The sequence below is a fragment of the Sphingomonas sp. PP-CE-1G-424 genome, from assembly GCF_004341085.1.
In the GTDB taxonomy this organism is placed as follows: Bacteria; Pseudomonadota; Alphaproteobacteria; order Sphingomonadales; family Sphingomonadaceae; genus Sphingomonas.
Genome location: NZ_SLXW01000004.1, coordinates 435,830 through 459,843 on the forward strand (window position 1 = coordinate 435,830; position 24,014 = coordinate 459,843).

21 protein-coding genes and 1 tRNA gene are annotated in these 24,014 nt (G+C 65.7%); 15 read left to right on the plus strand and 7 right to left on the minus strand.

Going from position 1 to position 24,014, the window contains the following annotated elements:
* Positions 1-109 precede the first annotated feature (109 nt).
* Positions 110-640, minus strand: a complete 531-nt coding sequence (locus tag C8J43_RS16210; RefSeq protein WP_133031758.1) for a GNAT family N-acetyltransferase — start codon at positions 638-640, stop codon at positions 110-112.
* Between the two features lie 92 nt (positions 641-732).
* On the opposite strand from C8J43_RS16210, the gene dxs reads away from it, so the two are divergent.
* A complete protein-coding gene (dxs, locus tag C8J43_RS16215; RefSeq protein WP_133031759.1) occupies positions 733-2,655 on the plus strand; it encodes a 1-deoxy-D-xylulose-5-phosphate synthase in 1,923 nt (640 codons plus the stop codon).
* On the plus strand, positions 2,652-2,819 hold the full coding sequence (locus tag C8J43_RS21930; protein ID WP_165899634.1) for a hypothetical protein: 168 nt from the start codon (positions 2,652-2,654) through the stop codon (positions 2,817-2,819). The genes dxs and C8J43_RS21930 overlap by 4 nt, the downstream gene beginning before the upstream one ends.
* Positions 2,820-2,961: 142 nt before the next feature.
* Here C8J43_RS21930 and C8J43_RS16220 read toward each other — a convergent pair whose 3' ends face one another.
* Positions 2,962-3,633, minus strand: a complete 672-nt coding sequence (locus C8J43_RS16220; RefSeq protein WP_133031760.1) for an alpha/beta hydrolase — start codon at positions 3,631-3,633, stop codon at positions 2,962-2,964.
* A 185-nt stretch (positions 3,634-3,818) separates the two neighbouring features.
* Between C8J43_RS16220 and C8J43_RS16225 the strand changes: the two genes are divergently transcribed.
* From C8J43_RS16225 to C8J43_RS16245, 5 genes are all read left to right on the plus strand, one after another.
* Positions 3,819-4,619 (plus strand): TlyA family RNA methyltransferase, encoded by an 801-nt coding sequence (locus tag C8J43_RS16225; protein WP_133031761.1) that lies wholly within the window; start codon positions 3,819-3,821, stop codon positions 4,617-4,619.
* A gap of 201 nt (positions 4,620-4,820) precedes the next feature.
* A complete protein-coding gene (locus tag C8J43_RS16230; RefSeq protein WP_243645614.1) occupies positions 4,821-5,372 on the plus strand; it encodes a TspO/MBR family protein in 552 nt (183 codons plus the stop codon).
* A gap of 40 nt (positions 5,373-5,412) precedes the next feature.
* The gene (locus C8J43_RS16235) at positions 5,413-5,688 is read left to right on the plus strand and encodes an accessory factor UbiK family protein (protein ID WP_133031762.1); all 276 of its coding nucleotides are present in this window, start codon (positions 5,413-5,415) and stop codon (positions 5,686-5,688) included.
* A 100-nt stretch (positions 5,689-5,788) separates the two neighbouring features.
* Positions 5,789-6,292, plus strand: coding sequence for a YbjN domain-containing protein (locus tag C8J43_RS16240; protein WP_056047803.1), 504 nt, complete (start codon positions 5,789-5,791; stop codon positions 6,290-6,292).
* Positions 6,289-7,098: a pyrroline-5-carboxylate reductase dimerization domain-containing protein gene (locus C8J43_RS16245; protein WP_133031763.1), complete on the plus strand. Its 810-nt coding sequence runs from the start codon at positions 6,289-6,291 to the stop codon at positions 7,096-7,098. The genes C8J43_RS16240 and C8J43_RS16245 overlap by 4 nt, the downstream gene beginning before the upstream one ends.
* A 9-nt stretch (positions 7,099-7,107) precedes the next feature.
* Here the strand turns inward: C8J43_RS16245 and C8J43_RS16250 are convergent, their stop codons facing one another.
* Positions 7,108-7,596 (minus strand): MarR family transcriptional regulator, encoded by a 489-nt coding sequence (locus C8J43_RS16250; protein ID WP_231420344.1) that lies wholly within the window; start codon positions 7,594-7,596, stop codon positions 7,108-7,110.
* A gap of 58 nt (positions 7,597-7,654) precedes the next feature.
* Here C8J43_RS16250 and C8J43_RS16255 point away from each other — a divergent pair, with 58 nt between their 5' ends.
* From C8J43_RS16255 to C8J43_RS16265, 3 genes are all read left to right on the plus strand, one after another.
* Positions 7,655-8,764 (plus strand): branched-chain amino acid aminotransferase, encoded by a 1,110-nt coding sequence (locus tag C8J43_RS16255; protein ID WP_133031764.1) that lies wholly within the window; start codon positions 7,655-7,657, stop codon positions 8,762-8,764.
* A 52-nt stretch (positions 8,765-8,816) separates the two neighbouring features.
* A tRNA-Gln gene (locus C8J43_RS16260) sits at positions 8,817-8,891 on the plus strand.
* A gap of 394 nt (positions 8,892-9,285) precedes the next feature.
* Positions 9,286-10,404 (plus strand): heparan-alpha-glucosaminide N-acetyltransferase domain-containing protein, encoded by a 1,119-nt coding sequence (locus tag C8J43_RS16265; protein ID WP_243645615.1) that lies wholly within the window; start codon positions 9,286-9,288, stop codon positions 10,402-10,404.
* 345 nt (positions 10,405-10,749) lie between these two features.
* Here the strand turns inward: C8J43_RS16265 and C8J43_RS16270 are convergent, their stop codons facing one another.
* The 3 genes from C8J43_RS16270 to C8J43_RS16280 all read right to left on the minus strand — a co-directional run bounded on the left by C8J43_RS16270 (position 10,750) and on the right by C8J43_RS16280 (position 16,538).
* Positions 10,750-12,030 carry a DEAD/DEAH box helicase gene (locus C8J43_RS16270; protein ID WP_056047820.1) on the minus strand — a complete coding sequence of 427 codons (1,281 nt, stop codon included), beginning with the start codon at positions 12,028-12,030 and terminating at the stop codon, positions 10,750-10,752.
* A 153-nt stretch (positions 12,031-12,183) separates the two neighbouring features.
* A complete protein-coding gene (locus C8J43_RS16275; RefSeq protein ID WP_133031765.1) occupies positions 12,184-14,577 on the minus strand; it encodes a TIM-barrel domain-containing protein in 2,394 nt (797 codons plus the stop codon).
* A gap of 113 nt (positions 14,578-14,690) precedes the next feature.
* Positions 14,691-16,538, minus strand: a complete 1,848-nt coding sequence (locus C8J43_RS16280; protein ID WP_207893419.1) for a diguanylate cyclase — start codon at positions 16,536-16,538, stop codon at positions 14,691-14,693.
* A 244-nt stretch (positions 16,539-16,782) separates the two neighbouring features.
* Between C8J43_RS16280 and C8J43_RS16285 the strand changes: the two genes are divergently transcribed.
* The 3 genes from C8J43_RS16285 to C8J43_RS16295 all read left to right on the plus strand — a co-directional run bounded on the left by C8J43_RS16285 (position 16,783) and on the right by C8J43_RS16295 (position 21,690).
* Positions 16,783-18,942 (plus strand): EAL domain-containing protein, encoded by a 2,160-nt coding sequence (locus tag C8J43_RS16285; protein ID WP_133031766.1) that lies wholly within the window; start codon positions 16,783-16,785, stop codon positions 18,940-18,942.
* Positions 18,943-19,096: 154 nt separating this feature from the next.
* Entirely contained in the window at positions 19,097-19,627 is a 531-nt protein-coding gene (locus C8J43_RS16290) for a YfiR family protein (RefSeq protein WP_060524243.1), read from the plus strand.
* Between the two features lie 2 nt (positions 19,628-19,629).
* Entirely contained in the window at positions 19,630-21,690 is a 2,061-nt protein-coding gene (locus tag C8J43_RS16295; protein ID WP_133031767.1) for a TonB-dependent receptor, read from the plus strand.
* A gap of 9 nt (positions 21,691-21,699) precedes the next feature.
* Here the strand turns inward: C8J43_RS16295 and C8J43_RS16300 are convergent, their stop codons facing one another.
* Positions 21,700-23,169, minus strand: coding sequence for a helix-turn-helix transcriptional regulator (locus C8J43_RS16300; RefSeq protein WP_279388842.1), 1,470 nt, complete (start codon positions 23,167-23,169; stop codon positions 21,700-21,702).
* Positions 23,170-23,330: 161 nt separating this feature from the next.
* Here C8J43_RS16300 and C8J43_RS16305 point away from each other — a divergent pair, with 161 nt between their 5' ends.
* Positions 23,331-23,600: a GlsB/YeaQ/YmgE family stress response membrane protein gene (locus C8J43_RS16305; RefSeq protein WP_060524249.1), complete on the plus strand. Its 270-nt coding sequence runs from the start codon at positions 23,331-23,333 to the stop codon at positions 23,598-23,600.
* Between the two features lie 80 nt (positions 23,601-23,680).
* Positions 23,681-23,992: a hypothetical protein gene (locus C8J43_RS16310; RefSeq protein ID WP_056050288.1), complete on the plus strand. Its 312-nt coding sequence runs from the start codon at positions 23,681-23,683 to the stop codon at positions 23,990-23,992.
* Positions 23,993-24,014: the final 22 nt, after the last annotated feature.

Sequence of the window (24,014 nt, forward strand, 5' to 3'; positions counted from 1 at the left end):
GCCGGGCTCGTTCCGGCATCCACCGTTCCGTACACTCGATAGACGTAATTTTGCGGCACCGTGGACCCCGGAACTAGTCCGGGGTGACGGGACGTGTGGGGGTAAGGTTCTACCCCAGATACTTCCCCATCCGGATCATCGGCACCGGGACCTCGCCCGGCGTCTCGATCCGCTCGATCGGCAGATACCCGCACGCACGGTACAGCGGCTCTCCGGCCAGCGTCGCCATCATCTCCGCCCGCGCAAACCCGGCCTCTCGCGCTGCGACCTCGCAAATCGATAACACCAGCCGCCCGACACCCCGCCGCGTAAAATCCGGATCGGTATACATCGCGCGGATCCGCGCCGCGTCATGCACCGGATCGAGCAACGCCGCATCGCGCAACGCCGTGCTGTGATCGCCCCCATAGAGCGTCGCGCGCCGACTCCAGCCGCCACATCCGGCCAGCCGACCGTCCGCCTCGACCAGCAGATACGTCCCGTCCGCGATCAATTGCGTATCGAGCCCCATCACCGCGCGGCTTGCCTCGACCTGCGCCGGCGTGAGGAAGTCCCCCTGCAAAGCGCCGATCGCGCGTGCCATCAGCGCGACGATCGCCGGGATATCCGCCTCATCGGCCACACGGTGCGTAAAGTTCATAATTGTGCACTTTCCGAGCGATTCCAGTGCGAATGCTAGCGCAGGACACGGTAACAATCGACACGATACGCGCGCTGCATTAAGCCCGTCCGATGGCCGACCTTCCCTCGACACCGCTGCTCGACACCGTTTCGACGCCCGACGACCTCCGCAAGCTGCGCCCGGACCAGCTCCGCCAACTCGCCGACGAACTGCGTACCGAGACGATCTCCGCGGTCGGCACCACCGGCGGGCATCTCGGCTCGGGCCTCGGCGTGGTCGAGCTGACCACCGCGATCCACTATGTCTTCGACACCCCGCGTGATCGCCTCGTCTGGGACGTCGGCCACCAGTGTTATCCGCACAAGATCCTCACCGGACGTCGCGACCGAATCCGTACGCTGCGTCAGGGCGGCGGGCTCAGCGGCTTCACCAAGCGTAGCGAGAGCGAATACGATCCGTTCGGCGCGGCGCATTCGTCGACCTCGATCTCGGCGGCGCTCGGCTTTGCGATCGCCAACAAGATCGCCGGCACCCCGGGCAAGGGCATCGCGGTAATCGGCGACGGTGCGATGTCGGCGGGCATGGCGTACGAGGCGATGAACAACGCCGCGCAGGCGGGCAATCGGCTGGTCGTGATCCTCAACGACAACGACATGTCGATCGCGCCGCCGGTCGGTGGTCTGTCCGCGTATCTGAGCCGCATCGTATCGAGTCGCGAGTTCCTCGGCTTCCGCGACCTCGCGCGTAAACTCGCCAAGCGGCTGCCACGGCCGATCGCCAGCGGCATGCGCAAGACCGACGAGTTCGCGCGCGGCATGACGATGGGCGGCACGCTGTTCGAGGAACTGGGCTTCTATTATGTCGGGCCGATCGACGGGCATAACCTCGAACACCTGATCCCGGTGCTCGAGAATGTTCGCGATGCCGAGGAAGGCCCCATCCTCGTCCACGTCGTCACCAAGAAGGGCAAGGGCTACGCCCCTGCCGAGGCCGCCGCGGACAAGTACCACGGCGTCCAGAAGTTCGACGTGATCTCGGGCGTGCAGACCAAGGCGCCGCCGGGGCCGCCGCAATACCAGAACGTGTTCGGCGCGCAGCTCGTCGCCGAGGCCGCCAAGGACCCGCGGATCTGCGCGATCACCGCGGCGATGCCGTCGGGCACCGGACTCGACGCGTTCGCCAAGGCGTATCCCGACCGGTTCTTCGACGTCGGCATCGCCGAGCAGCACGGCGTCACCTTCGCCGCCGGGCTCGCCGCGCAGGGGATGCGCCCGTTCTGCGCGATCTATTCGACGTTCCTCCAGCGCGCGTACGATCAAGTCGTGCATGACGTCGCGATCCAGAACCTGCCGGTCCGTTTCGCGATCGACCGTGCAGGCCTCGTTGGTGCGGACGGTGCGACGCATGCGGGGTCGTTCGACGTCACGTACCTCGCGACGCTGCCGAATTTCGTCGTGATGGCGGCGGCGGACGAGGCCGAACTCGTCCACATGACGCACACCGCGGCGCAGTACGACACCGGGCCGATCGCCGTGCGCTATCCGCGCGGTAACGGCACTGGCGTTGCGCTCCCGGAGACGCCGCAGTTGCTGGAAATCGGCAAGGGCCGTGTCGTGCGCGAGGGCAAGAAGATTGCGATCCTGTCGCTCGGCACGCGTCTCGAGGAAGCGCTCAAGGCCGCTGAAATCCTCGAAGCCAAGGGGCTGAGCACAACGGTAGCGGATCTCCGTTTCGCCAAGCCGCTCGACGTCGACCTGATCCGCAAGCTGCTCACCACGCACGAAGTCGCGGTGACGATCGAGGAGAACTCGGTCGGTGGCTTCGGCGCGCACGTGCTGACGATGGCGTCTGACGAGGGGCTGATCGACGGCGGGCTCAAGTTGCGTACGCTGCGTCTGCCCGACGTGTACCAGGATCAGGACAAGCCCGAAGTCCAGTACGCCGAAGCCGGGCTCGACGCGACTGCGCTGGTGGATACCGTGCTCAAGGCGCTCCGCCACAATTCCGGCGGGGTCGCCGAAGCGCGCGCATGACCGGGCCGACCAAGGGCCTCGTGATCATTGCGCTGGCGGTGGTCGTGATGGTGTCGTTGAATATTGCGATGTGGCGGCGGATGAAGGGTGGTTTGGCTGCGGCGAAGGCCGAGCAGGCGGCGAACCCCGAACTGTTCGATGAAAACGGCTCGCGGATTTCTTGAGCGGCCTTTGGTAGCAGCCACCACCCCGGCGAAGGCCGGGGCCCAATTGGTGAGGTCACAGTAACGAGGTACCGCGCTCCGTCACCAACGTCTCCCAATTGGGCCCCGGCCTTCGCCGGGGTGGTGTATCGTTTGGGGGGCGTCACCCATCCAGATAATGTGTCTGCGCGGCGTCAGTCGCACTCACCGCAAGGATCGACCGCGCTTTACTTGGCGGTAGAGCCTGCCCGCGCCCATCGCCACTCGCCGCAATGACCCGGTCGAGCAGATCCTGTCCTTCACGCCACCAGCCGATCCCGCTTGCGGCATTCAAATGCCCTTGCGGCCCGGCATCGACGAAGTGACTGCCCCAGTCCGCCGCCATGCTGTGCGCACGCTCGGGCGTGACCCAGGGGTCGTCGCTGCTCGCCACCACGATCGACGGGAACGGCAAGGGCGTGCGCGGAGTCGGCGAGAACCCTTTCAGTTCGGCCTGCGCGCCGCCACGATCGACGTCGGCCGGCGCCACGAGAAGCGCGCCCGCTACCGGCCACCCATAAGGCTGTGGGCTCAGTTCGGCCCACCACGCGACGGCGAGGCAGCCGAGGCTGTGTGCGGCGAGGATCACCGGTGCCTGTGCCTGCCGGATCGCTTCGTCGAGACGCGTCACCCAGGCGTTGCGGTGCGGCGTATTCCACATGCCGAGCTCGACGCGCACCGTGTCGGGCCGCGCCTCTTCCCATAACGTCTGCCAGTGCGAAGGACCCGATCCACCAAGGCCGGGCACGGTCAGGATCGTCCGCTGGACGGAATCATACGGTGCGAAAGAACCCACAGCGCTTCTCCTTCTCCAAAACCTCGTTCTTCGAGGTCGGGAGCGTGGCCGAAAGACGCTCTAGGGCACGCCATTTGGCCACGATCCCATGCGCACAAGATAATCCTACTCGTTCGGTAGGCAATGGCATTGCGGCGAAAGGAAGGCAGCTTGCGGCAATCGGATCGGGCGGCGATAGCGGACGGATGGTGAAGGTACGTGCAGACCAGATGCTGGTCGACAGGGGGCTGGTCGAGTCGCGGACCCGCGCGCAGGCGCTGATTATGGCGGGCCTCGTGTTCGCAGGGACGAAGAAGGTCGACAAGCCTGGGCAGGCGCTCGCGGACGACGTGCAACTCGATGTGCGCGGTCGCGATCATCCCTGGGTCTCGCGCGGCGGGATCAAGCTGGCGCACGGCCTCGCGCATTTCGGTTGGGACGTGACCGGCGCGGTCGCGATCGACGTCGGTTCGTCGACCGGCGGCTTTACCGACGTCATGCTGAAGAACGGTGCGGCGAAGGTCTACGCGGTCGACAGCGGGACGAACCAGCTCGCCTGGTCGCTGCGGCAGGATGAGCGCGTCGTCGTCCACGAACAGACCAGCGCGCGGATCCTCACGCCCGCGCATATCCCGGAGCCGGTCGACCTGATCGTCTGCGATGCGAGCTTCATCGGCCTGGCCAAGGTGCTCGAACGGCCGATGTCGTTTGCCAAACCCGATGCGCGGCTGATGGCGCTGGTGAAGCCGCAGTTCGAGGCGGGGCGCGGCGAAGTGGGGAAGGGCGGTGTCGTCCGCGATGCCGCGATCCACCAGCGCGTCTGCGACGAGGTCGCGGCGTGGCTGACGGGGCAGGGGTGGAGCGTGGTCGGCGTGGTCGAGAGCCCGATCACGGGGCCTGAGGGTAATGTCGAGTTCCTGATTGCGGCTTTGCATGGCAAGATTTTGACGGTGGAACAGCCGGTGTCGGACGTGCCAAACGATCCCGAAACGCCGCCGTCATCCTGACGAAAGTCAGGACCCAGAGCCACGCAGGGTGCGCTCGGTACCCTGGGTCCTGACTTTCGTCAGGATGACAGGAGAAGCAGCGGTCGACGCCAGCCCACCGTACCGGAATGAACCACTAGCGGAACGATTATCCACCAAACTCGGTTTACCGATCACAAAATGCGCGGCAGGACGACGCCGCGTAGAGACGGAAGGATTTGTGTGGGCGGTATCGCTTCGAAGGGCCAGTTGAGGATGTCGTTCCTCCGCTGGGCGGTCGTGACCGTGCCCCTGATCCTGTTGCTGGGCTTCCTGTCCGGCCGATCGGTCAGCGTCGGCAGCGAGAATGCCTGGTACATGGCGCTCGCCAAACCTGCGCTGAACCCGCCGGGTTGGGTCTTCCCGGTCGTCTGGACGACGCTGTACATCCTGATCGGGCTTGCGCTTGCGATGATCCTCAACGCGCGGGGCGCTCGGTTGCGCAGGCTGGCCGTCGTCCTGTTCGTCGGCCAGTTCCTGTTCAACCTCGCCTGGACGCCGATGTTCTTCGGCGCGCACAAGATCGGCGCGTCGGTACTGGTGATCGTCGCGATGCTGGTGCTGTCGATCACCGCGACCTTCGTCTTCGCGCGCATCCGCCCTGCCGCGGCGTGGCTGATGGTGCCGTACATGGTGTGGATCAGCTTTGCCGGCGTGCTCGCGTTCAGCATCGGGCGACTGAACCCCGGTGCCGAAACCCTTGCGCCCGCAAGCCATACGTCCCAAATGCTGTGACGCAGCAGCCGTTTCGGCATTCACTGGGATTTTTGAAGCAATGCAATCCGAAAACCGCGTGTTCGACGATATCGTCAAGGTCCTGAACGGCGCGGCCGGTACGCTTGCAGGCGTTAGTCGCGAAGCCGGTTCGGGTGCGCGCGAGCGTGCACGCGAATGGCTTGGCGGGCTTGACTTCGTCAGCCGCGAAGAGTTCGACGCGGTCAAGGCAATGGCCGCAGCCGCATGCGACGAGAACGATGCTCTGAAGGCACGTCTCGATGCGCTCGAAGCGAAATCGACGGTCAATGCACCGCTCGGGGCGTCGGTCGACTGACTTTTCCACAGTTTTCCGCAGAAATGGGGCCGATGGGGTTGTCGGGGCGTTTTTGCCTCGGCACCCTTTGTTGTGCGATAAGGATCGCCAGGACCCTGTGATGCTTGAACACGCCGACCACGACCACGAAGACGCCGCTCCGATCGACATGCTCGAAAGCTATTACGCTGCGCATGGCTGGGAGCACGAGCGCCACGACGACGAGATCGTCGCGACCGTCAAAGGCAGTTGGGCGACTTACGAACTGCGCGCGTTGTGGCGTGAAGACGATAGCGTCCTGCAATTCCTCGCTTTTCCCGATATAAAGGTGCCCGACGAACGCCGTCTCGCAGTGTACGAGACGATCGGCCTGGTCAACGAACAGCTCTGGATCGGTCATTTCGAACTCTGGTCGACGAGCGGCATCCTGCTGTTCCGGCACGCGGCGATGGTCGATGGCGGCGACGACGGGACGATGTCGCTGGAGGCCGCCGAACTGCTCGTCGAATCGGCGATCGAGGAGTGCGAGCGGTTTTACCCCGTGTTCCAGTTCGTGCTGTGGGGCGGCAAGAGCCCCAAGGAAGCAATTGCCGCGGCGCTGATCGAAACCCACGGCGAGGCATGAGCACGCGCTTTCCGGCAGGTCCGCTGTGGCTGATCGGCTGCGGCAACATGGGTGGTGCGATGCTGCGGCGCTGGATCGCCGCCGGGCTCGATCCCTCGACGGTGACGGTGATCACGCGGAGCGGGAAGGGTGCGCCCGAGGGAGTTCGCTCGCTGACCGTGCTGCCTGACGAGAATGCCCCCGCCACGCTGATGCTTGCGCTTAAGCCGCAACAGATCGATGCGGCGCAGGCCTTGCTCGCGCCGATGCGGGGTGCGCCGACGCTGCTGCTGTCGATCCTGGCCGGAGTCGATCACGCGACTTTGTCGGAACGATTCGCAGCGGATACGATAGTTCGCGCGATGCCCAACTTGCCTGTGGCGGTCGGCAAGGGCGTGACGTCGCTCTATACCGTTGCCACGTCGGACGAGGCGGTCGCGGCGGCAGAGGCCTTCTCCGCGCCGCTCGGTCACTATGAATGGATCGCCGACGAAGCGCATTTCGATGCGGTGACGGCACTCGCAGGCTGTGGCCCGGGCTTCGTATTCCGATTCGCCGATGCTCTGGCCAAGGCAGGCGCCGCGCTAGGGCTGCCAGCAGAGCAGGCGGCGCGGCTGGCGATTGCCACGCTTGAGGGCGCGGCGATCATGGCCGCCGATGCGGATGTATCACCTGCGGTTCTGGCGGACCGCGTGGCGAGTCCGGGCGGATCGACTCGGGAGGGTATGAACGTGCTGGACCGTGACGATGCGCTGGTTGCGTTGCTCACCCAAACATTGGCTGCGTCCGAGCGGCGCAATGCCGAGATGGCTGCCGCCGCGCGCTGAAGTGGGCGCTCAGCCGCGCAGGCCGAATACCTGCGAGCGATCGCTTTCCGGTACCAAGCCTTCCAGCACCGCCCAGAACCCCGAGACCGCGCTCTGTCCGGCGCTGGCATAGGCTTCGGCCATGCGAATGCGCGCCGCCTCGAACAGGTCGCGTTCCATCTTCGCGCCTTCCGGGGTGAGCTTCAGCAACCGTTGGCGGCGATCGCGCTCACCGGGGCGCGTTTCGACCAGCTTGCGTTCGGCGAGCTCGTTCAGCACGCGGCCGAGCGATTGCTTGGTGATCGCCAGCAGCGACAGCAATTCGCTGACGGTGAGATCGGGCTTGCGCGCGATGAAATACAGCGCGCGGTGGTGCGCCCGCCCGAGCCCTTCTTCGGCGAGGCCCTGGTCGATCGACCGCGTCAGGTGGCTATAGCCGAAATAGAGCAGCTCCATGCCGCGGCGGAGTTCGGGTTCGCGAAGGAACAGGGGCGACGCAGGCGAAGCTGTGGCAGACATGTTGACCGGTTTAGCCATCGCCCGTAGTCGTCGGCAACCCGCCTTGAGAGAGAATTCGATGTCCGCTCCAGCTTTTACGCCCTCTTCAACCTTCCGCCACGAGCCGAACGCGGCTCCGGTCGAGGCGAACGAGCGCGCGAAGCGGCTGATCGATCCCGGATTCGGGCGAGTCTTCACCGATCATATGGCGATGATCCGCTATAGCGATGCCGAGGGCTGGCACGATGCGCGGATCACCGCGCGTGCGCCGCTGACGATCGATCCGGCGTCGTCGGTGCTGCATTATGCGCAGGAAATCTTCGAGGGAATGAAGGCGTATCGACTCGCGGACGGCGGGACTGCACTGTTCCGTCCCGAGGCGAATGCACGTCGCTTTCAGGATTCGGCGCGCCGCCTCGCGATGCCCGAACTGCCGACCGAGTTGTTCCTCGAATCGGTCGAGCGGCTGGTGAAGACGGATGCGAACTGGATTCCGGAAAGCGACGGCGGTGCGCTCTACCTGCGCCCGTTCATGTTCGCCTCCGAAGTGTTCCTCGGCGTGAAGCCCTCGGCCGAATATCTCTACATGGTGCTCGCCTCGTCGGTCGGCGCCTATTTCAAGGGTGGCGCGCCGACCGTGTCGATCTGGGTGAGCCAGCAGTATACGCGCGCTGCGCAGGGCGGCACCGGCGCTGCCAAGTGCGGCGGCAATTACGCCGCCAGCCTGCTCGCGCAGTCCGAGGCGATCCGCAACGGCTGCGATCAGGTCGTGTTTCTCGACGCGGCCGAGCGCCGCTGGGTCGAGGAACTGGGTGGGATGAACATCTTCTTCGTGTTCGACGATGGCAGCATGGCGACGCCGGCGCTGACCGGCACGATCCTCCCCGGTATCACGAGGGACTCGATCCTGACGCTTGCACGGGTGCAGGGCATCACCGTGCGTGAGGAGGGCTACACCTTCGACCAGTGGCGCGCTGATGCGGCGAGCGGCCGGCTGGTCGAGGCGTTCGCCTGCGGCACCGCGGCGGTGGTAACGCCGATCGGCACGGTGGCGAGCCCCGAGGGGCGTTTCACGATCGGTGACGGCGCCCCCGGTGCGCTGACGATGCGGATGCGCGACGCGCTCGTCTCGATCCAGCGCGGCACCGCGCCCGACGACAACGCCTGGCTGCACCATCTCGCGGTTTGACGTCCGCGAGGGCTTTTCACGCGGCGCGGCCCCGCTATAAGGCCGCCTCTGTTGGGGCGTCGCCAAGTGGTAAGGCAGCGGCTTTTGATGCCGCCATGCGCAGGTTCGAACCCTGCCGCCCCAGCCAATTCTTGATCTATTCTGCCGAGCGAACCGGAAGCTTCGATGTCTCCGGCTCTCGACGAATTCGACCATCGCGTAGCGTCAACAGACGTCAGATGGCTGCCCGGCTTGTATTTTGAACTGATCCTGACGACCGGTCCCAGCGCGTCGTTGAGGCGCACAGCACCATAATGCGGTTCGAATCCGTCGCGACGGGTACGCCGCGGCGGCCCGGTGCGCAAATGAGGGGGCGGCGAACACGGCAGAGCACACCGGCTAGGTTGACGTTGTCGTTACAATATAACATTGCGGGGCAACGGAGAAATCAAACTGTGTCGACCGCGACTGCCGCTACATCCCCCACTGCAACGTCCGCCACTTCGTCAGCCGCAAGGGACGATGTCGTTTCTACGGCACCGGTGCGCCGTGGTGCTCGAATCGAGTCGATCGACGGGCTGCGCGGGCTCGTCATGCTGTTGATGCTGGTCGATCACACCCGCGAATTCTTCTATTATGGTCATCAGGTCGCAGATCCGATGGACCTGACCACGACGTCGCCCGGCTTGTTCTTCACACGTCTGGCAGCCCATCTGTGTGCGCCCGTCTTCGTCGCGCTGACCGGGCTCGCCGCCTGGCTGTACGGCGCGCGCAAGCCCGTGATGGCGACCTCCGCCTTCCTGGTGAAACGGGGGGCGTTCCTGATCGCGCTGGAACTGACGATCGTCGGGTTCGCCTGGTCGTTCACCGTGTCGCCGGCGACGGTCTTCCTGCAGGTCATCTGGGCGATCGGCTGGTCAATGCTCGCCTTGGCCGCACTGGTGCATCTGCCGCGCGTCTGGATCGCCGCGATTGGTTTGACGATCGTCGTCGGGCACAATCTGCTCGATCCGATCACCTTTGCAGTGGGCGAGCCCGGACATGCGATCTGGGCCGTGCTGCACGATCGGGGCTTTGTCGACCTGTGGGAAGGGACGCGCGCTCGGACCTCCTATCCGGTTCTGCCGTGGATCGGCGCGATTGCGCTGGGCTATGCGATCGGCCCCTGGTTTGCGGCTGCAACCGCGCCGACGACGCGGGTTCGCCGGTTATGGATGGTCGCGGCAGGCTTGCTGGCCGCGTTCTGCGTGGTGCGCGGGCTGAACGGTTATGGCGATCCGACCCCGTGGATCGGGGGCGCGACGCCATTACTCACAGCCATGTCGTTTCTGAACGTGACGAAATATCCCCCGTCGCTCGATTTTCTGCTGCTGACGCTGGGGATCGGTTCGGCCTTGCTCGCGCTATGGGACAGCCGCTCGCCGCGGTGGCTGGCGGTGTTGGGCAGCGCGCCGCTGTTCTTCTATATTCTACATCTCTACGTGCTGCATATCGTCCAGATTGCTGCGGGCGCCGTGACCGGTGCAGCAGGGGCGGACGTGCCGTCGGTCGGCTGGATCTGGCTGATCGCCGCCGCTGTGCTGGGGCCGCTCTGGCTCGCGACCCGGTCATTCGCGACGATCAAGCGCAAAAGCGATCGGTGGTGGATGCGGTATCTGTGATGGCGACGCTTTTGAGAGGGTACTTCAGGAAGAGTGACCGTGTTGCCGAGGCGCAGCCTCTGCGAGTGCTACACGGCCGATTTCCGGCGCCTGGCAGGAGCCGCTCGTCAATTGTGCCGGCGTGATGGCGTTGGACGTCCGCAACTCGGCGGATAGTTGGGGTTCTCACGTGGGAGCACGGCGGCTCCAGCAAAGCGGTCTATACCCAAAGCTCGGCGCATAACCACGCTCCTGGGCTATGCTTCAGATCGATCGGATTGGAGCCGCGTCTCCGCCGATGCGTCGGCATCTGCGGAGACCTCAGGACGCTGGGCTTGCCGCCCGCGAGACCGACGTGGCCCGCGTTCAGGCGGCCTTCGCAGCCATCCGCGCGGCGAGCTTCTCTTCCTCGGTCCAGACTTTCCGCACGCGCTCCTTGGTCGGCTTGACCTGCTTGACGGGGCCGCCGCCGAGCACCGGCGCGCGCTGGGTGGAATGGCGCGCGACTTCGCAATGCCATTCGTGATCGTCCTGGACGGTCAGCGTGCGACCGATCTCGCGCTCGACATCATGCAGCCAGGCGCGCTGCTCGGCATCGCACAGCGTGATCGCGAAACCGCTGCGCCCGGCGCGGCCGGTGCGGCCGATCCGGTGGACATAGCTCTCGGGCAGGCTCGGCAAATCGTGGTTGAACACGTGCGTCACGGTGTCGACGTCGATCCCGCGCGCGGCGATATCCGTCGCCACCAGGACCTGCACGGTGCCGGCACGGAACGCGTCGAGCGCACGCTCGCGCTGGCCCTGCGACTTGTTGCCGTGCAGCGCCTCTGCGGTGATGCCCTCTTCGCTGATGAACGCGCACACCTCGTTGGCGATGTTCTTCTGGAGCGTGAAGACGACCGCCTGGCCCATGTCGGGCGTGCGCAGTAGCGCGAGCAGCGCAGCCTTCTTGTTGGCCGCGTCGAGGAACATCACCGACTGGTCGATCCGGTCGACCGTCGTCGACGGCGGCGCGATCTCGACCTTGGCTGGATCGCGCAGCAGGCTCTCGGCCAGCGCGGCGATCGACTTCGGCATCGTCGCCGAGAACAGCAGCGTATGGCGGTCCTGCGGCAGCGTCGCGACGATCCGCTCGATCGGCTTGGCGAAACCCATGTCGAGCATCTGGTCGGCTTCGTCGAGCACCAGCGCCTCGAGCGCGGACAGATCGCACAGCCCCTGGTCGATCAGATCGAGCAGACGGCCCGGCGCTGCGACGATGATGTCGACGCCGTCCTTGAGCGCGTTGACCTGGTGGAACTGGCTGACGCCGCCGAAGATCGTCGTCACGCGTGGCTTGATGTGCCGGCCGAAGCTCTCGAAGCCCGCGGCGATCTGCGACACCAGTTCGCGCGTCGGGGCGAGCACGAGCACGCGCGCGCCGCCCTTGGGGGCAGGGCGGGGATCGGCGGCAAGGCGGTGCAGCAACGGCAGCGCGAAGGCTGCGGTCTTGCCGGTGCCGGTCTGCGCCATGCCGAGCATGTCGCGGCCCTCCAGCAGCATCGGGATCGACTGCGCCTGGATCGGCGTCGGGTTGGTATAGCCCTCTTCCGTTAGCGCCTGCAGCAAGACCGGGGCGAGGGCGAGATCGGCAAAAGTCATGGTCATGGTCAAGCGGCGCCTCCGGCGCAGAGCAAAGCGGCACCGTGAAGGGCTTGGCATAAAGAGGAGGCGCGCGTCTAGGATCGATGCTGCACCGCGTCAATGTGGAAAGCGATGGGCTGCCTCAGGCCCTCAGAGAGCGCTCGCCCCGCGACCCGGTCATCTGCGGCGGGCCGCACCGGAGCCATCCGCGTCCAACGCTACGCTGACCGCCTTTCCGGTGTAGGCGATCGTCCTACCGATGCCTTCGCCCAGTCCGACGCCATTGCTCGCGCCAACCGAAACGACATGGAAAATGCGCGAGGCCGGCATGCCTGGATAGCGGCCCTGTCGCGCTCCGATCGTCAGCACGCCGGTCTTGTCGTCCAGTGCAAGATCGATCGTTGCGCGCTCGCCGCGCCGCCAGCCCTGGCCGTCGCCGGCATCGTCGTAGAGCGTGAAACGTCCGTCGCGACCGCGGTATACGCGCAGTTCGGTCGGCAAAGCGGGCGACTGTTCGGTATATTGGACGCGTTGCCCCAGCGGCAGGATCGTTCCCGCCGCGATGTGCAGCGGGATCTGCCCGATCGGCGCGGCCACCGTGACGCGCGTGCCGCCAGTCAGCCGTGCGCCCGACCAGAAATCATACCAGTCCGTGCCCGCGGGCAGATAGACCTGTCGCGACGTCGCACCCTTCTCGACCACCGGGCTCACCAGGATCGACCGGCCGAACAGATATTCGTCGCGCAGGTCTCGCGCCGCTTCGTCGTGCGGGAATGCCATCCCCGCCGGATACAGGAACGACGCGCCGTGCTGCGTGACCTTCCACGACTGCGCATACAGGAACGGCAGCAACCGGTAGCGCAACGCCACCGCATCGAGCAGCGGACCGCGGGCCGCCTCGGGGAAGCTGTAGACCTCCTTGCCCGCGCCGGTCCCGTGGATCCGGAACATCGGATTGAAGACCGCGAACTGGAGCCAGCGGGTGAACAGCTCCTGATAGGCGGGATCGTCCGGGCTGCCGCCGAAGAACCCGCCGATGTCGGCCGACCAATAGGGAATGCCGGTCATCGAGAAGTTGACGCCGGCGGGGATCTGCGCGCGGAACACGTCCCAGCGTCCGGCGACATCGCCCGACCAGGTGATCGCGGCATTGCGCTGTTGCCCGGCCCAGGCCGACCGCGTCAGGATGATCGGGCGCTTGGCGGCGAAGTCGGTCGCCATGCCGTCGTGCACCGCGCTGGTGTGCATCAGCGGATATGCGTTGTAGACCTCCGCGCCGGATCCGATCGCGGTCCGCACGTCGCGCATCTCGCCCCAGTGGCCGCCGAGTTCCGCCTCGCTGCCGTCGAGCCAATAGCCGTCGAAGCCCGCCTTGCCCAAGCGCTCGGAGACAAACCGCCAATAGGTCGCGCGCGCGGTCTTCGAGAACGCGTCGTACCAGCGACCTTCGCCGGCAGGATAGACATTGGGATAGGTCTTTGCGTACAGTCCGCCGACCGCGTCGAGCGCCTTGGTCGTGTCGAGACCGCTGTCGAAGCGCGGCCAGATCGACACGATGCTGTGTACATTCTGGCGGTGGAGCGTATCGAGCATCCCCTTGGGATCGGGATAGCGCGCCGGGTCCATCCGGTGGCTGCCCCATTCGCCCGGCTTCCAATATTGCCAATCTTGGACGACCGCATCGAGAGGGATCTTCATCGCACGATAGCGCGCGGCGACACCGAGCAATTCGGCCTGCGATCCATAGCGCTCCTTCGACTGCCACAGCCCCCAGGTCCAGCGTGCCATCAGCGGCGCTTGCCCGGTCAGGCCACGATAGGCGCCGATCACGTCGTCGACATCGGGGCCGCCGAACAGGAAATAATCGATGCCCTTGCCCGCCTGCGACCGGAACACGATCCGGTCGGTGGCCTGCGGTACAGCGATGGCGACATCGGTCACCGCCGGGTTGTTCCAGAACAGACCGTAGCCCGCGCTGGAGACGAACACGGGGACGCCGACATCGGTGTTGGCCTGCTGCAACCGCACCGTCGTGCCGCGATAATTGAGCAGTCCGGTCTGATGCTGGCCAAGGCCGTAGATCGCCTGGGCGCCGCCGATCTCGAACCGCTGCTGGATGCGACCGTCGGGCTCCGGCGCGTCGCCCAGTCGTCGGGTCACCGGATCGCTTTCGCCGATCAGCGGCTTGCCATCCGCACCGAGCAACGCGACCCGGCCATCGGTCTTGGCGACCGTCACGCGCATCGACGGCGTCGCGATGATGAAGCGATCCGCATCTTCCGTTATCGTCCAGGGGACGCGGGCGGGCGTGCCGAGGACCGCGAGACCGATGTCTAACTCCGCCGCCTCAGCCGCACCGACCGTCACGCGGATCGCGCGCTCGCCCCAGACCGTCACGCGCAAGACGCCGCCGGGTACGCCGAACCGGGCCCCGTCGCTGGTCTTCTGCTCCAACGTCGTGCGCGCCGCCGGAGCTTGCGTCTCGGAGGATTGCCAGGGAGTCTGTGCGCCCACAGGGGTGGCGCCAGCGATCGCGCCGACCACTGCCGCGCCGATCCAAGTATGTCGCATCCGTCCTCCCGGTCCGGACTTGAACGCCGGCGTGACAGGGAGGTTATGTCAGAGTATTGGGCGGGTCAAATAATCCGCCGCTGGACCGTATTGGTTCCGCCGTCCGCTCAGCATTATCGGCGAGCGGAACTGTCGAGCATGCGCGCCGGGCTGACGATCGCGCGGTTACGTCCCTCGCGCTTGGCCTGATACAGCGCGGCATCCGCGGTTTGGATCAGCGTCGTTCCATCGCGCGACATGTCGGGGTTCCAGGTCGCGAGCCCGAACGACATGGTCGTCGATCCAAGCCGTTTGCCGCTCTGCTCCAGCGTGAGGTCGGCGATCGTCTGCCGGACGATTTCGACGCGGTTCAACAGCGTTTCGGCGGTCGTCCCCGGCGCGATGATCGTGAATTCCTCGCCGCCGAAACGACATACGACGTCGCCGTCGCGGAAGCGGGCGCGCAGTTCGTTGGCAACCGCGTGCAAGACGAAGTCGCCCGCATCGTGCCCGAACTCGTCGTTGAACCGCTTGAAGTGATCGATATCGCACATCACCAGGCTGAGCGGCGGACCGCCGCGCGCGGCGCGGGCGATCTCGATCGCCAGCGTCTCCTCCATGTAGCGGCGATTGAACAACCCGGTCAGCGGATCGCGGATCGTCTGTTCGCGCAGATCGCGCTGCAACCGGTGGTTGACGAGCGCCGAGGCGATGTTCTCCGCGAGCACGGTCAACTGAAAGCGGCTGTCGCCGGTGATCATGCCCTGCAGATACAGCACGCCGATGACTTCACCGGACGCGAGGAGCGGCTCGCAGTGATAGACCGTCGCCGCATCGCCAACGTGCGCACAAACGATATCGCCGCCCGGTACCGCGACGAAGTGGCTCTGGCCGCGCCGCAACGCCCAGCATTGGTCGGGCGCGAACCCGTCGGTTTCGATCGCGACGCCGCCCCAGGTCGCCATCGGCGTCAACAGGTTGCGCGAGTTGTTGTGGACGAACAGCGCGCCGGGCAGTCCCGGCAGCACGCGCGGCACGAACAGCTGGACGATCTGCGCCAGTTCCATGTCGGTGCGCGCGGCCTGCATGCGGTGCGCCATCCCGCCGAGAAGCTCGATCGCCTCGCCGCGTTCGCGCATGCTGTCGGCGTTGCGGACCAGCTCCCCGTTGGCATGCTGAAGCTGGTGCTCGCTCTGCACCTGTTCGCCGACCGCAGCCTCCAGCAGCTCTGCCATCGCGTTGTAGCCCGTCGCGAGGTCGTCGAACTCGCGCGACCCCATCGCGCTGGTGATCCTGGCGCTGCGGTCGCCCTTGCCGAGATCGGCCATCGCCTCCTTCATCAGGACCGAGGGGCGTTTGATCCCGCGAATGACGAGGCCGGACACCAGGATGACGATCAGCGCGATGATCGCCACGCCTGCGATGGCGAGCCGACGCACGCCTGTCAGCCGCTGCCCCGCCGCGTCGGTCCGCTGCGTCTGAAGGTTGCGCTCCTCGGCCAGAAACTCGCGCGCTCGGAGCGTGATGGTCGACATCAGGTCCCGCCCGCGCCCGCTGGCCACCATCGCCGCAGCCCTGTCGAATGCGCCCACCTGGCCGAGGTCGAGGGGACCACGCAGAACCGCGGTCCGTTCGCGGATCAATCGACGAAGCTCGTTTGCGCGCATGTTCTGAACGGGATTGTCGGCAGTGAGCAACGCAACTTGCGAGATATCGCTCAGCGAACCCGTGACGCGATCTTCGAATGACTGCGCGAACGCCGGGTTGTGCGTGATGATGAAGCCGCGCTGGCCCGACTCCGCGTCACGAAGCTCGCCGAGCGCCTGGGTCATCGTCTCGATGACCTCTGCCGAATGCGTCACCTGACCGAAGCTGTCGCGTGTGTCGAGCGAAGCGTGGATGAGCAAGGCCGCGAGTGCCGTCAGGGCAACGACGACGACGACGCCCAGCATGGCTATGCGCGAGGAGAGCGACGACAACATCTCTTAAGTCTAGCGCGAAAGACGTTGCCAAAGTCTGACCATGCCGGAAAAATTCGAAATGGTTTCTTGCTGTCCAGGCCATATCCGCTCGGCAGTGCGCCGGTTGAACGCCGTCATTGCCGCGGCGGCGGGCACGTCGGGCCGCGCGAGGACCCCAATCAACCCAAAGCGGGTTTATTGATATATGTTGTCGAAATTATACGTAACTTGTTAGTGTTTCGCAGGCAGTTAGGTCCGCAAGACCATGCCAAACCAGCGAAATTTTCGAAGCGAATCGTCGCGTGGCAGCCATTGGCGACGCGCGGCGACCAGTGCGCGCGACGATATCGTCTTTGCTGGTCGGACCGCGGCCGGTCCCTCGCTCGACGATTCCGCGGATCGAACGGGCCTGCTCGGCACGGCAATCCGGTTCGCCGCGTCGCTGCTGAACTTGGTGCCGTTTTCGCGCGTCGTCGCGGGTCCGAAGGCGGTCATCGTCCTCCTCGTCCTGGCGGTTACGCTGTGCCTCGGCACGCTGATCTACGTCCAGCATGCCAACAGCGTGATCGTCGACCGCGACATGGACGCGGCGGTGTCGTTGAGCGAGATCGCGGCACGGTTCGATCACGAAGACGGCAATCTGTACCGGCTGATGGTCGACGAAGCGGCAAGCGGACCGTCCGCGGGCGGCGAACATCGTCTCGGCCGGATCAGCGCCCGGATTGACCGGATCAGTGCCGATCTCGCAGCGCAGCAGCAGGCCATGTCGCCGCACGATCGCGCGCGCGCCGCCAACGTCGTCGTCGAACTCGCGAAATATCGCGAGGCGGTCGACGTGGTCTCGTCGATGCTGGAGATCGATTTCGCGACCAGCGTTGGCATGCTTCGGCCGTTCCGCGCCAATGCCGATCACGTCCTGACGGCGATCAAGGGTATCGCCGCGTCGGGCATCACCGACGCGCACCGCCATGCCGAGGAGGCCGCCTGGCGGACCCGTCTGCTCGTCGCGCTGGTCACGACCGCGATGCTGATCGTCGCCGCGCTGTCCTATGCCTGGCTTGCGCTGGCGGCGACACGGGGGACGCAGTTGCGCGCGGAAATCATCCGGCGCGGCGTCGCCGAACAGGAAGCGCTGCTGCTGGCGCGAACCGACGCGCTGACGGGGTTGGTCAATCGACGCGTGTTCGTCGGCGATATCGAACGCGCGGTCGGCGCGGCGCTGGCGTCCGACAGCAAATTGTCGGTGATCCTGACCGATCTCGACAGTTTCAAGGACGCCAACGACACGCATGGCCACGCGGCGGGCGACACGGTGCTGAAAGTGGTCGCGCACCGCTTGCGGGTCGTCTTCGGGGCGAACAGCACGATCGCGCGGCTGGGCGGCGACGAGTTCGCCATCCTCCTGCCGCAGGACCAGGAGCATAGCGACGTGATGGCGCTGGCCCACCAAGCGAGCGTCGCGTTGCATGAGCCGCTTGTGTGGCGCGGCAACATGATCAAGGTCGGCGCCAGCATCGGCGTCTCGCGGTTCCCCGAGGACGGATCCGAACCCGACGACCTGCTGCACGCCGCCGACATCGCGATGTACGAGGCCAAGCGCGACCGGATACGACGGGTCTGCCTGTTCGCGCCGGCGATGGAGCTCGACCGTCTCGAACGGCGCCGGATGGAGCAGGAACTGTGCGATGGCATCGTGCGCGGCGAGATACGGCCGTTCTATCAGCCGATCATGCGGTTCTCGGACGGCCAGCTCTATGGCTTCGAGGTCCTCGCACGGTGGTATCATCCGCGTCTGGGGCTGCTGACGCCCGACAGGTTCGTCCGGATCGCCGAAACCACCGGGCAGATCACCGAGATGACCAAGTCGGTCCTGCGTCAGGCCTGTATCGACCTCAGCCATATGCCCGATCATCTGCGGATGGCGGTGAACATATCGCCGATGCAGCTTGAGGAGCCGAACCTCGCCGAGACGCTGATCGGGATCATCCGCGATGCGCATGTGATCCCGTCGCGGATCGAGATCGAGATCACCGAGGATGCGGTGATGGACGACGTCGTCGCCGCCGAACGCGTGCTCGACACGTTCCGTCGGAGCGGGATATCGATTGCGCTCGACGATTTCGGCACCGGCTATTCGAGCCTGTCCCACCTGCGGCGGTTCAAATTCGACAAGATCAAGATCGACCAAAGCTTCGTCAGGTCGATGCACGAGAGCGTCGAAAGCGAAAAGCTGATCGATGCGATCGTCGCGCTGGCGGTGAATTTCGGCATGGAAGTGACCGCCGAGGGCATCGAAGACGCGCAGACCGCGAGCCTGCTCGCACAGCGCGGTTGCACGCAGGGGCAGGGCTATTTCTTCGGCAAGCCGACCGCGTTCGCGCAGGCTGCCGCGCTCGTCACGCGTGGTGAGCGCGAAGCGGCGTGACAATTTCCGTGCCGTATCGCGCGTGGTCCGCAGGTGGCGCGCGTCGACCCAAGCCAGCCACGATATTCTCCGCGACGACCCGTTTTCCTACGGGCGCCGGGCATCGCCCATTGCCGAAACCCGCTGTCATGCGGGACGAACCCTTAGGATCAACGTGAAATCTCTGTCGTATCTCGCGGGTCCCATCCTCGCCTTTTCGGCCGTGCTGCCGACGCAGCCGGCACCGTCGGCGGTGCTCAACGTGCCGGTCGCGGCGCGTGTCATCACCTTCGTGCAGCCGGCACCGGTCGGCGTCGTGCCGGTCGCGATCGTGTACGAGCCCGGCAATGCCGCATCGGAAGCGGACGCGGCGGATATGGAACGCGCGCTGTCGAACGGCATCACGATCGGCCGGGCGACGCTGCGGACCCGGCGCGTGGCCGTGTCGAACCTCGAACAGCTGAGCGGGGTCAAGGCCGCCTTCGTGACGACGGGCCTGCGCGCGTATCAGGACGAGGTCGCGGCGGCGGCCGGCGCGCAGTCGGTTCTGACGATCACGGCGGACTCCGCCTGCGTGATCAGCGGGAAGTGCGTCGTCGGCATCACCAGCCCGAACCGGACGCAGATCATCGTCAGCAAGGCGGCGGCGCGCCGCAGCGGTATCCGCTTCGGCTCGGCATTCCTCATGCTCGTCAAGGAGGTCTGATCGTGCGGTATCGTACTTCGCTTCGTCTTGCCGCAATCGCGATCCTGCCGCTCGTCGCGATGCCCGTGCATGCGCAACGCATGGATTACGACCTGCTGAGCCAGACGATGGGCGAACCCGTCACCAAGAGCGTCACCGGCAAGCCGCAACGCCAGTCGGAAAGCCCTGCATCGACGATCGTCATCAACCACGACCAGATCCTGCGCTCGCCGGCGAAGGACGTTCCGAGCCTGCTCAATACCTATGCCGGGATCGACGTGAACCACTGGACCGCGGGGCAGAGCGACATCGCGGTGCGCGGCGGCGTGCAGACGTACAACCCGCGGCTGCTCGTGCTGGTCAACGGGCGCCAGGTCTATCTCGATCACTATGGGATGACCGACTGGAACCTGCTGGGCATCCAGCTCGAGGAAATCCAGCAGATCGAACTCGTGCGCGGCCCGGTCGGTGCGCTGTTCGGGTTCAATGCGGCGAGCGGCGTCGTCAACATCATCACGATCGATCCGCTGGCGAGCCGCAAGATCTTCGCGACCGCCGAGGCCGGCAATCATGGCTATGGCCGGATCGCCGGTGCGCTCAGCATGCCGGTCTCCAGCGCGATCGGACTCCGGGTGTCCGGCGGGCACATGCGCGAGAACGAGCGCGCGATACCGGCCGACCAGATCCAGCCCGCGCGCGCCGACGACGTGATCCGTGACGACGTGTCGGCGACGGTCGATGCCGATCTCGATGCGCAGACCCAATTGAGCGTGACCGGCGGCTATGCGCGCAATCGCCAGCTGGAACTGCTCGTCACGCAGATTTACAGCGAACAGCTCTACAGGACGCGCAATATCGGCGTGCACGTAGATCGCGATACGCCGTGGGGCAGCATCACCGCGCAGGTGTACAACAACTGGCTCGATGCCCGATATGGGATCGGCTCGAACGATCCGGGACGCGCGCCGATCGCCGCGCTGCAGACCTTCGACCTGTCGGCACGCACCTTCGTCGCGCAGACCTCGGCGCTGGTCAGGCTGAGCGGCGACGATACCGCGCGGATCGGTGTCGAGTACCGCGACAACCGCGTCGACAGCGGCGTGACTTTTTCGCGGATCACCGACTATTCGGTCCTTTCGGCCAATGCGATGCTCGACGTGCGGGTCGCCGATCCGCTGTCGGTGAACCTTGCCGGCCGGATCGACACGCTGTCGCTGGGGCAATCGGGGACGATCGCCGCGATCACCGCCAACACCGCGCGCGACTTCGACCGCTCGTTCACCGCGTTCAGTTTCAACGCCGCGGCGGTCTATCAGCTGGGGGTTCGGCAGACCGTTCGGCTGAACGGCGGGCGCGCCGTGCAGGCACCGTCGCTGGTGGTGTTCGGGATGAACATCCCGGTGACGTTCGTGGGCGTGCCGCTGCCGGTCGTCGTCGCGGGCGATCCGGCGATCAAACCGGTCGAGGTCTGGAGCGCCGAACTCGCCTATGATTACCGGATCTCCGACGCGCTGGAAATCAAGACGGTGGCGTTCTTCACCCGCACGAACAACGCGATCGCCTATCCCGGCGACAATCCGGTGCTCGAGATCCACGGCGTGACCGATCCGTTCCTCGTCACGCGGGTCGCCAATATCGGGAATTTCCGCACGTACGGCGTGGAGCTGTCGGCGCGGGGGGCGATCCGGGACCATGTCACCTGGCGCGCGAATTATTCCTTCACGCAGACCGACGAAGCGTTGCCGGGGAATGCCCGCGGCATCGAATATTCGTTCCTGCCCGGCGAAGCGACCGCCCGGCACAAGGCCAATCTCGTGATCGATTATAGCGACGCGCGGTGGTCCGGATCGGTGGTCGGCCGGTATACGTCCGCGACGCGCCAGCTCAGCACGCGGCCCGATACGTTTCTCGATCTGTTCGACGTGTCGGCCGCGCTGGCGTTGGATGCGAAGGTCGGCGTCCGCCTGTCACGGACGGTCTCGGCCTGGGTTGCGGGCGAGAATCTGACGCACGCGTCGGGGGCTGGAGGGTCTCCTCTGCCCGCGGATACGCGGTTGCGGTCGGGGATCAGCTTTTCGTTCTGACCGCTGCGATCAGGCTCCGACGCCGCGCTCGTGGGCCCAGACCACGGCGGCGCTGCGTCGGTTCACGCCGATCTTGGCGTAGAGCCGCGCGACATGGTTGCGGACCGTGTTGCGCGACAGGCCAAGCCGCTCGGCGATCGCCGCGTCGTCGAGATCCTGGCAGATCAGTTCGAGCACCTCGCGTTCGCGTTTGCTGAGATCGGTCGAGGGGGCGCTGGTCCCGGGCAGCGCGCGCGGATTCCGCAGCGTCGCCAGCTTGTCCATGATCGAGCGGCTGAGCCAGTTGGCGTCCTTCATCACCGCGTCGATCGCCTCGACGAGATCGAGTTCGCCGCGCCGTCGTGCCGAGATGTCCTGATACAGCCATAGCACGCACGGTTCGCCGTCGACGCTGATCCGTTCGGCGGACACCAGGCAGTCGAGCCCTTCGCCGTTCTTGTGGAGCAGCCGGACATCGTGGCCGCGAAATCCGCCGGACTCGCGGATCTCGGTTTCCAGGCCCTCGCGTTGCACCGCATCGTTCCACAGTTGCAGGTCGTCCGCGACCATGCCCACCACCGCCTTCTCGGTGTAGCCGGTGAGCGTCTTGAACGCGGCATTGACCTGCGCGATGCGGTTGTCGTCGCCCTGCGTCACGACCATCGCGATCGGTGCCATCTCGAACACCGATGCGAAGTGGCGTTCGCTAGCCTGCAACGCGCGTTCGGCCTGACGACGCGGTTCGAGATCGGCGAAGGTGAACAGCAGGCAGTCTTCGTTTGCGACCTCGATCGGCTGTCCGGCCAGCACCACCAGCGTCTTGTCGCCGCTCGCCAATGGCAGTTCCGCTTCGAGCTGCGGGACCGTCTTGCCCGCGGCCACGCAGTCCCTGACGAACGGCTTACGCTGCACCTCGGTCAGGAAATCGAACTCGAACAGCGTCTTGCCGATGATCTGGTCGCGGCTGTAGCCCGACAAGTCGAGAAACCCCTGGTTGACGAGCACATAGCGCTGGTCGGCAACGCGGATGATCAGGGCTGGCGCGGGATTGGCATGGAACATCGCCTCGAACCGGTCTTCGGCGTCGAACCGTTCGGACACGTCGTTGATGACGAGCCCCAGGCAATCGGGTTCGCCGCCATCCTCGTCCATGACGATATCGCGAACCTGATGCACCCAGCGTGGTTCGTCCGCACCCGCCGGGCCGACCTCGACGATCAGGTCGGGAAAGCTCTCCCCTGCGAGCAGTCGCATCAGCGGGTATTCGCGGCGCGGGATTTTCCGGTGGTTCCGGTGGCGCAGGTCGAACCGCGCGGCGTACTCGTCGGCGGTCTCGCCCAGGTCCTTCACCGAGAATATCCCGTGCATCTTCAGTGCCGCGGGGTTCGCACTGAGGATGACGCCGGTCGGATCCATCAGGATCACGCCTTCGAGCAGCCCGGTCATGAGCTGTTCGAGATGGTGCAGCGTGGGGGCGTGGAGTGGGGGGGGCTTCGTCATACCGCGTCCAGCGCCGGCGGGGGGCATCCGGTTCCGCCCATGAAGGCTCAAAAATACCAAACACCCCGGTATTCCTGCACCAACCGGTAAAAGTGACGAACTGAACGGAACCGCGAGTCCGACTGTTAAGCATCCCGTATCACACTTCAGGAAGCCTCATCATGAACCTCATTATCCTTCTAATCGTCGGCGGACTCATCGGCTGGGTCGCCAGCATGATCATGCGGACCGATGCGCAGCAGGGGATCTTTCTCAACATCGTCGTCGGCATCGTCGGCGCGTTGCTCGCCGGGTTCCTGATCACGCCGCTGATCGGTGGCGCCTCGATCATGGACGGCGCGCTCAACATCCAGTCGATCCTGATCTCCCTGGTCGGCGCGGTCATCCTGCTCGCGATCATCAACCTGTTTCGTCGCGGCACGGCACGCTGAGCAAACGGCGCGGCAGTTTCACCGTGGAACTGCCGCCCCGACTGCGGATTATCGAAGAACAAGAAACAAAGGAGAGTATGATGACTGTTCGAGCATTTATGGCCTGTGGCGCAATGCTGCTGGCGTCGAGCGCCGTCGCACAGACCGCGACGCATACCGGCGCACACAACCCCGCGATCAAGAACAACGACGCCGCACACGTTGCGGCCCCCGCCAGCGGCGCCAATTCCTTCTCGCAAGACCAGGCGCGCGGCCGGCTGACCAAGGCCGGCTATCGGTCGGTGTCCGCGCTGACCAAGGACAAGGACGGCGTCTGGCGGGGCATGGCGACCCGCGGCGGCAAGAAGGTCCATGTCGGGCTCGACTACAAGGGCAACGTGACCGCGCGCTGATCCCATTTCTTAGGAGAGAAAC

What these genes read in the sequence shown, in the direction of transcription:
- C8J43_RS16270 (WP_056047820.1), bottom strand. Translation starts at nt 12,030, where the DNA reads ATGACCATGACTTTTGCCGATCTCGCCCTCGCCCCGGTCTTGCTGCAG.
- C8J43_RS16280 (WP_207893419.1), bottom strand. Translation starts at nt 16,538, where the DNA reads ATGTTGTCGTCGCTCTCCTCGCGCATAGCCATGCTGGGCGTCGTCGTC.
- C8J43_RS21930 (WP_165899634.1), top strand. Translation starts at nt 2,652, where the DNA reads ATGACCGGGCCGACCAAGGGCCTCGTGATCATTGCGCTGGCGGTGGTC.
- C8J43_RS16300 (WP_279388842.1), bottom strand. Translation starts at nt 23,169, where the DNA reads ATGACGAAGCCCCCCCCACTCCACGCCCCCACGCTGCACCATCTCGAA.
- C8J43_RS16305 (WP_060524249.1), top strand. Translation starts at nt 23,331, where the DNA reads ATGAACCTCATTATCCTTCTAATCGTCGGCGGACTCATCGGCTGGGTC.
- C8J43_RS16245 (WP_133031763.1), top strand. Translation starts at nt 6,289, where the DNA reads ATGAGCACGCGCTTTCCGGCAGGTCCGCTGTGGCTGATCGGCTGCGGC.
- C8J43_RS16285 (WP_133031766.1), top strand. Translation starts at nt 16,783, where the DNA reads ATGCCAAACCAGCGAAATTTTCGAAGCGAATCGTCGCGTGGCAGCCAT.
- dxs (WP_133031759.1), top strand. Translation starts at nt 733, where the DNA reads ATGGCCGACCTTCCCTCGACACCGCTGCTCGACACCGTTTCGACGCCC.
- C8J43_RS16310 (WP_056050288.1), top strand. Translation starts at nt 23,681, where the DNA reads ATGACTGTTCGAGCATTTATGGCCTGTGGCGCAATGCTGCTGGCGTCG.
- C8J43_RS16250 (WP_231420344.1), bottom strand. Translation starts at nt 7,596, where the DNA reads ATGTCTGCCACAGCTTCGCCTGCGTCGCCCCTGTTCCTTCGCGAACCC.
- C8J43_RS16225 (WP_133031761.1), top strand. Translation starts at nt 3,819, where the DNA reads ATGGTGAAGGTACGTGCAGACCAGATGCTGGTCGACAGGGGGCTGGTC.
- C8J43_RS16240 (WP_056047803.1), top strand. Translation starts at nt 5,789, where the DNA reads ATGCTTGAACACGCCGACCACGACCACGAAGACGCCGCTCCGATCGAC.
- C8J43_RS16235 (WP_133031762.1), top strand. Translation starts at nt 5,413, where the DNA reads ATGCAATCCGAAAACCGCGTGTTCGACGATATCGTCAAGGTCCTGAAC.
- C8J43_RS16275 (WP_133031765.1), bottom strand. Translation starts at nt 14,577, where the DNA reads ATGCGACATACTTGGATCGGCGCGGCAGTGGTCGGCGCGATCGCTGGC.
- C8J43_RS16255 (WP_133031764.1), top strand. Translation starts at nt 7,655, where the DNA reads ATGTCCGCTCCAGCTTTTACGCCCTCTTCAACCTTCCGCCACGAGCCG.
- C8J43_RS16210 (WP_133031758.1), bottom strand. Translation starts at nt 640, where the DNA reads ATGAACTTTACGCACCGTGTGGCCGATGAGGCGGATATCCCGGCGATC.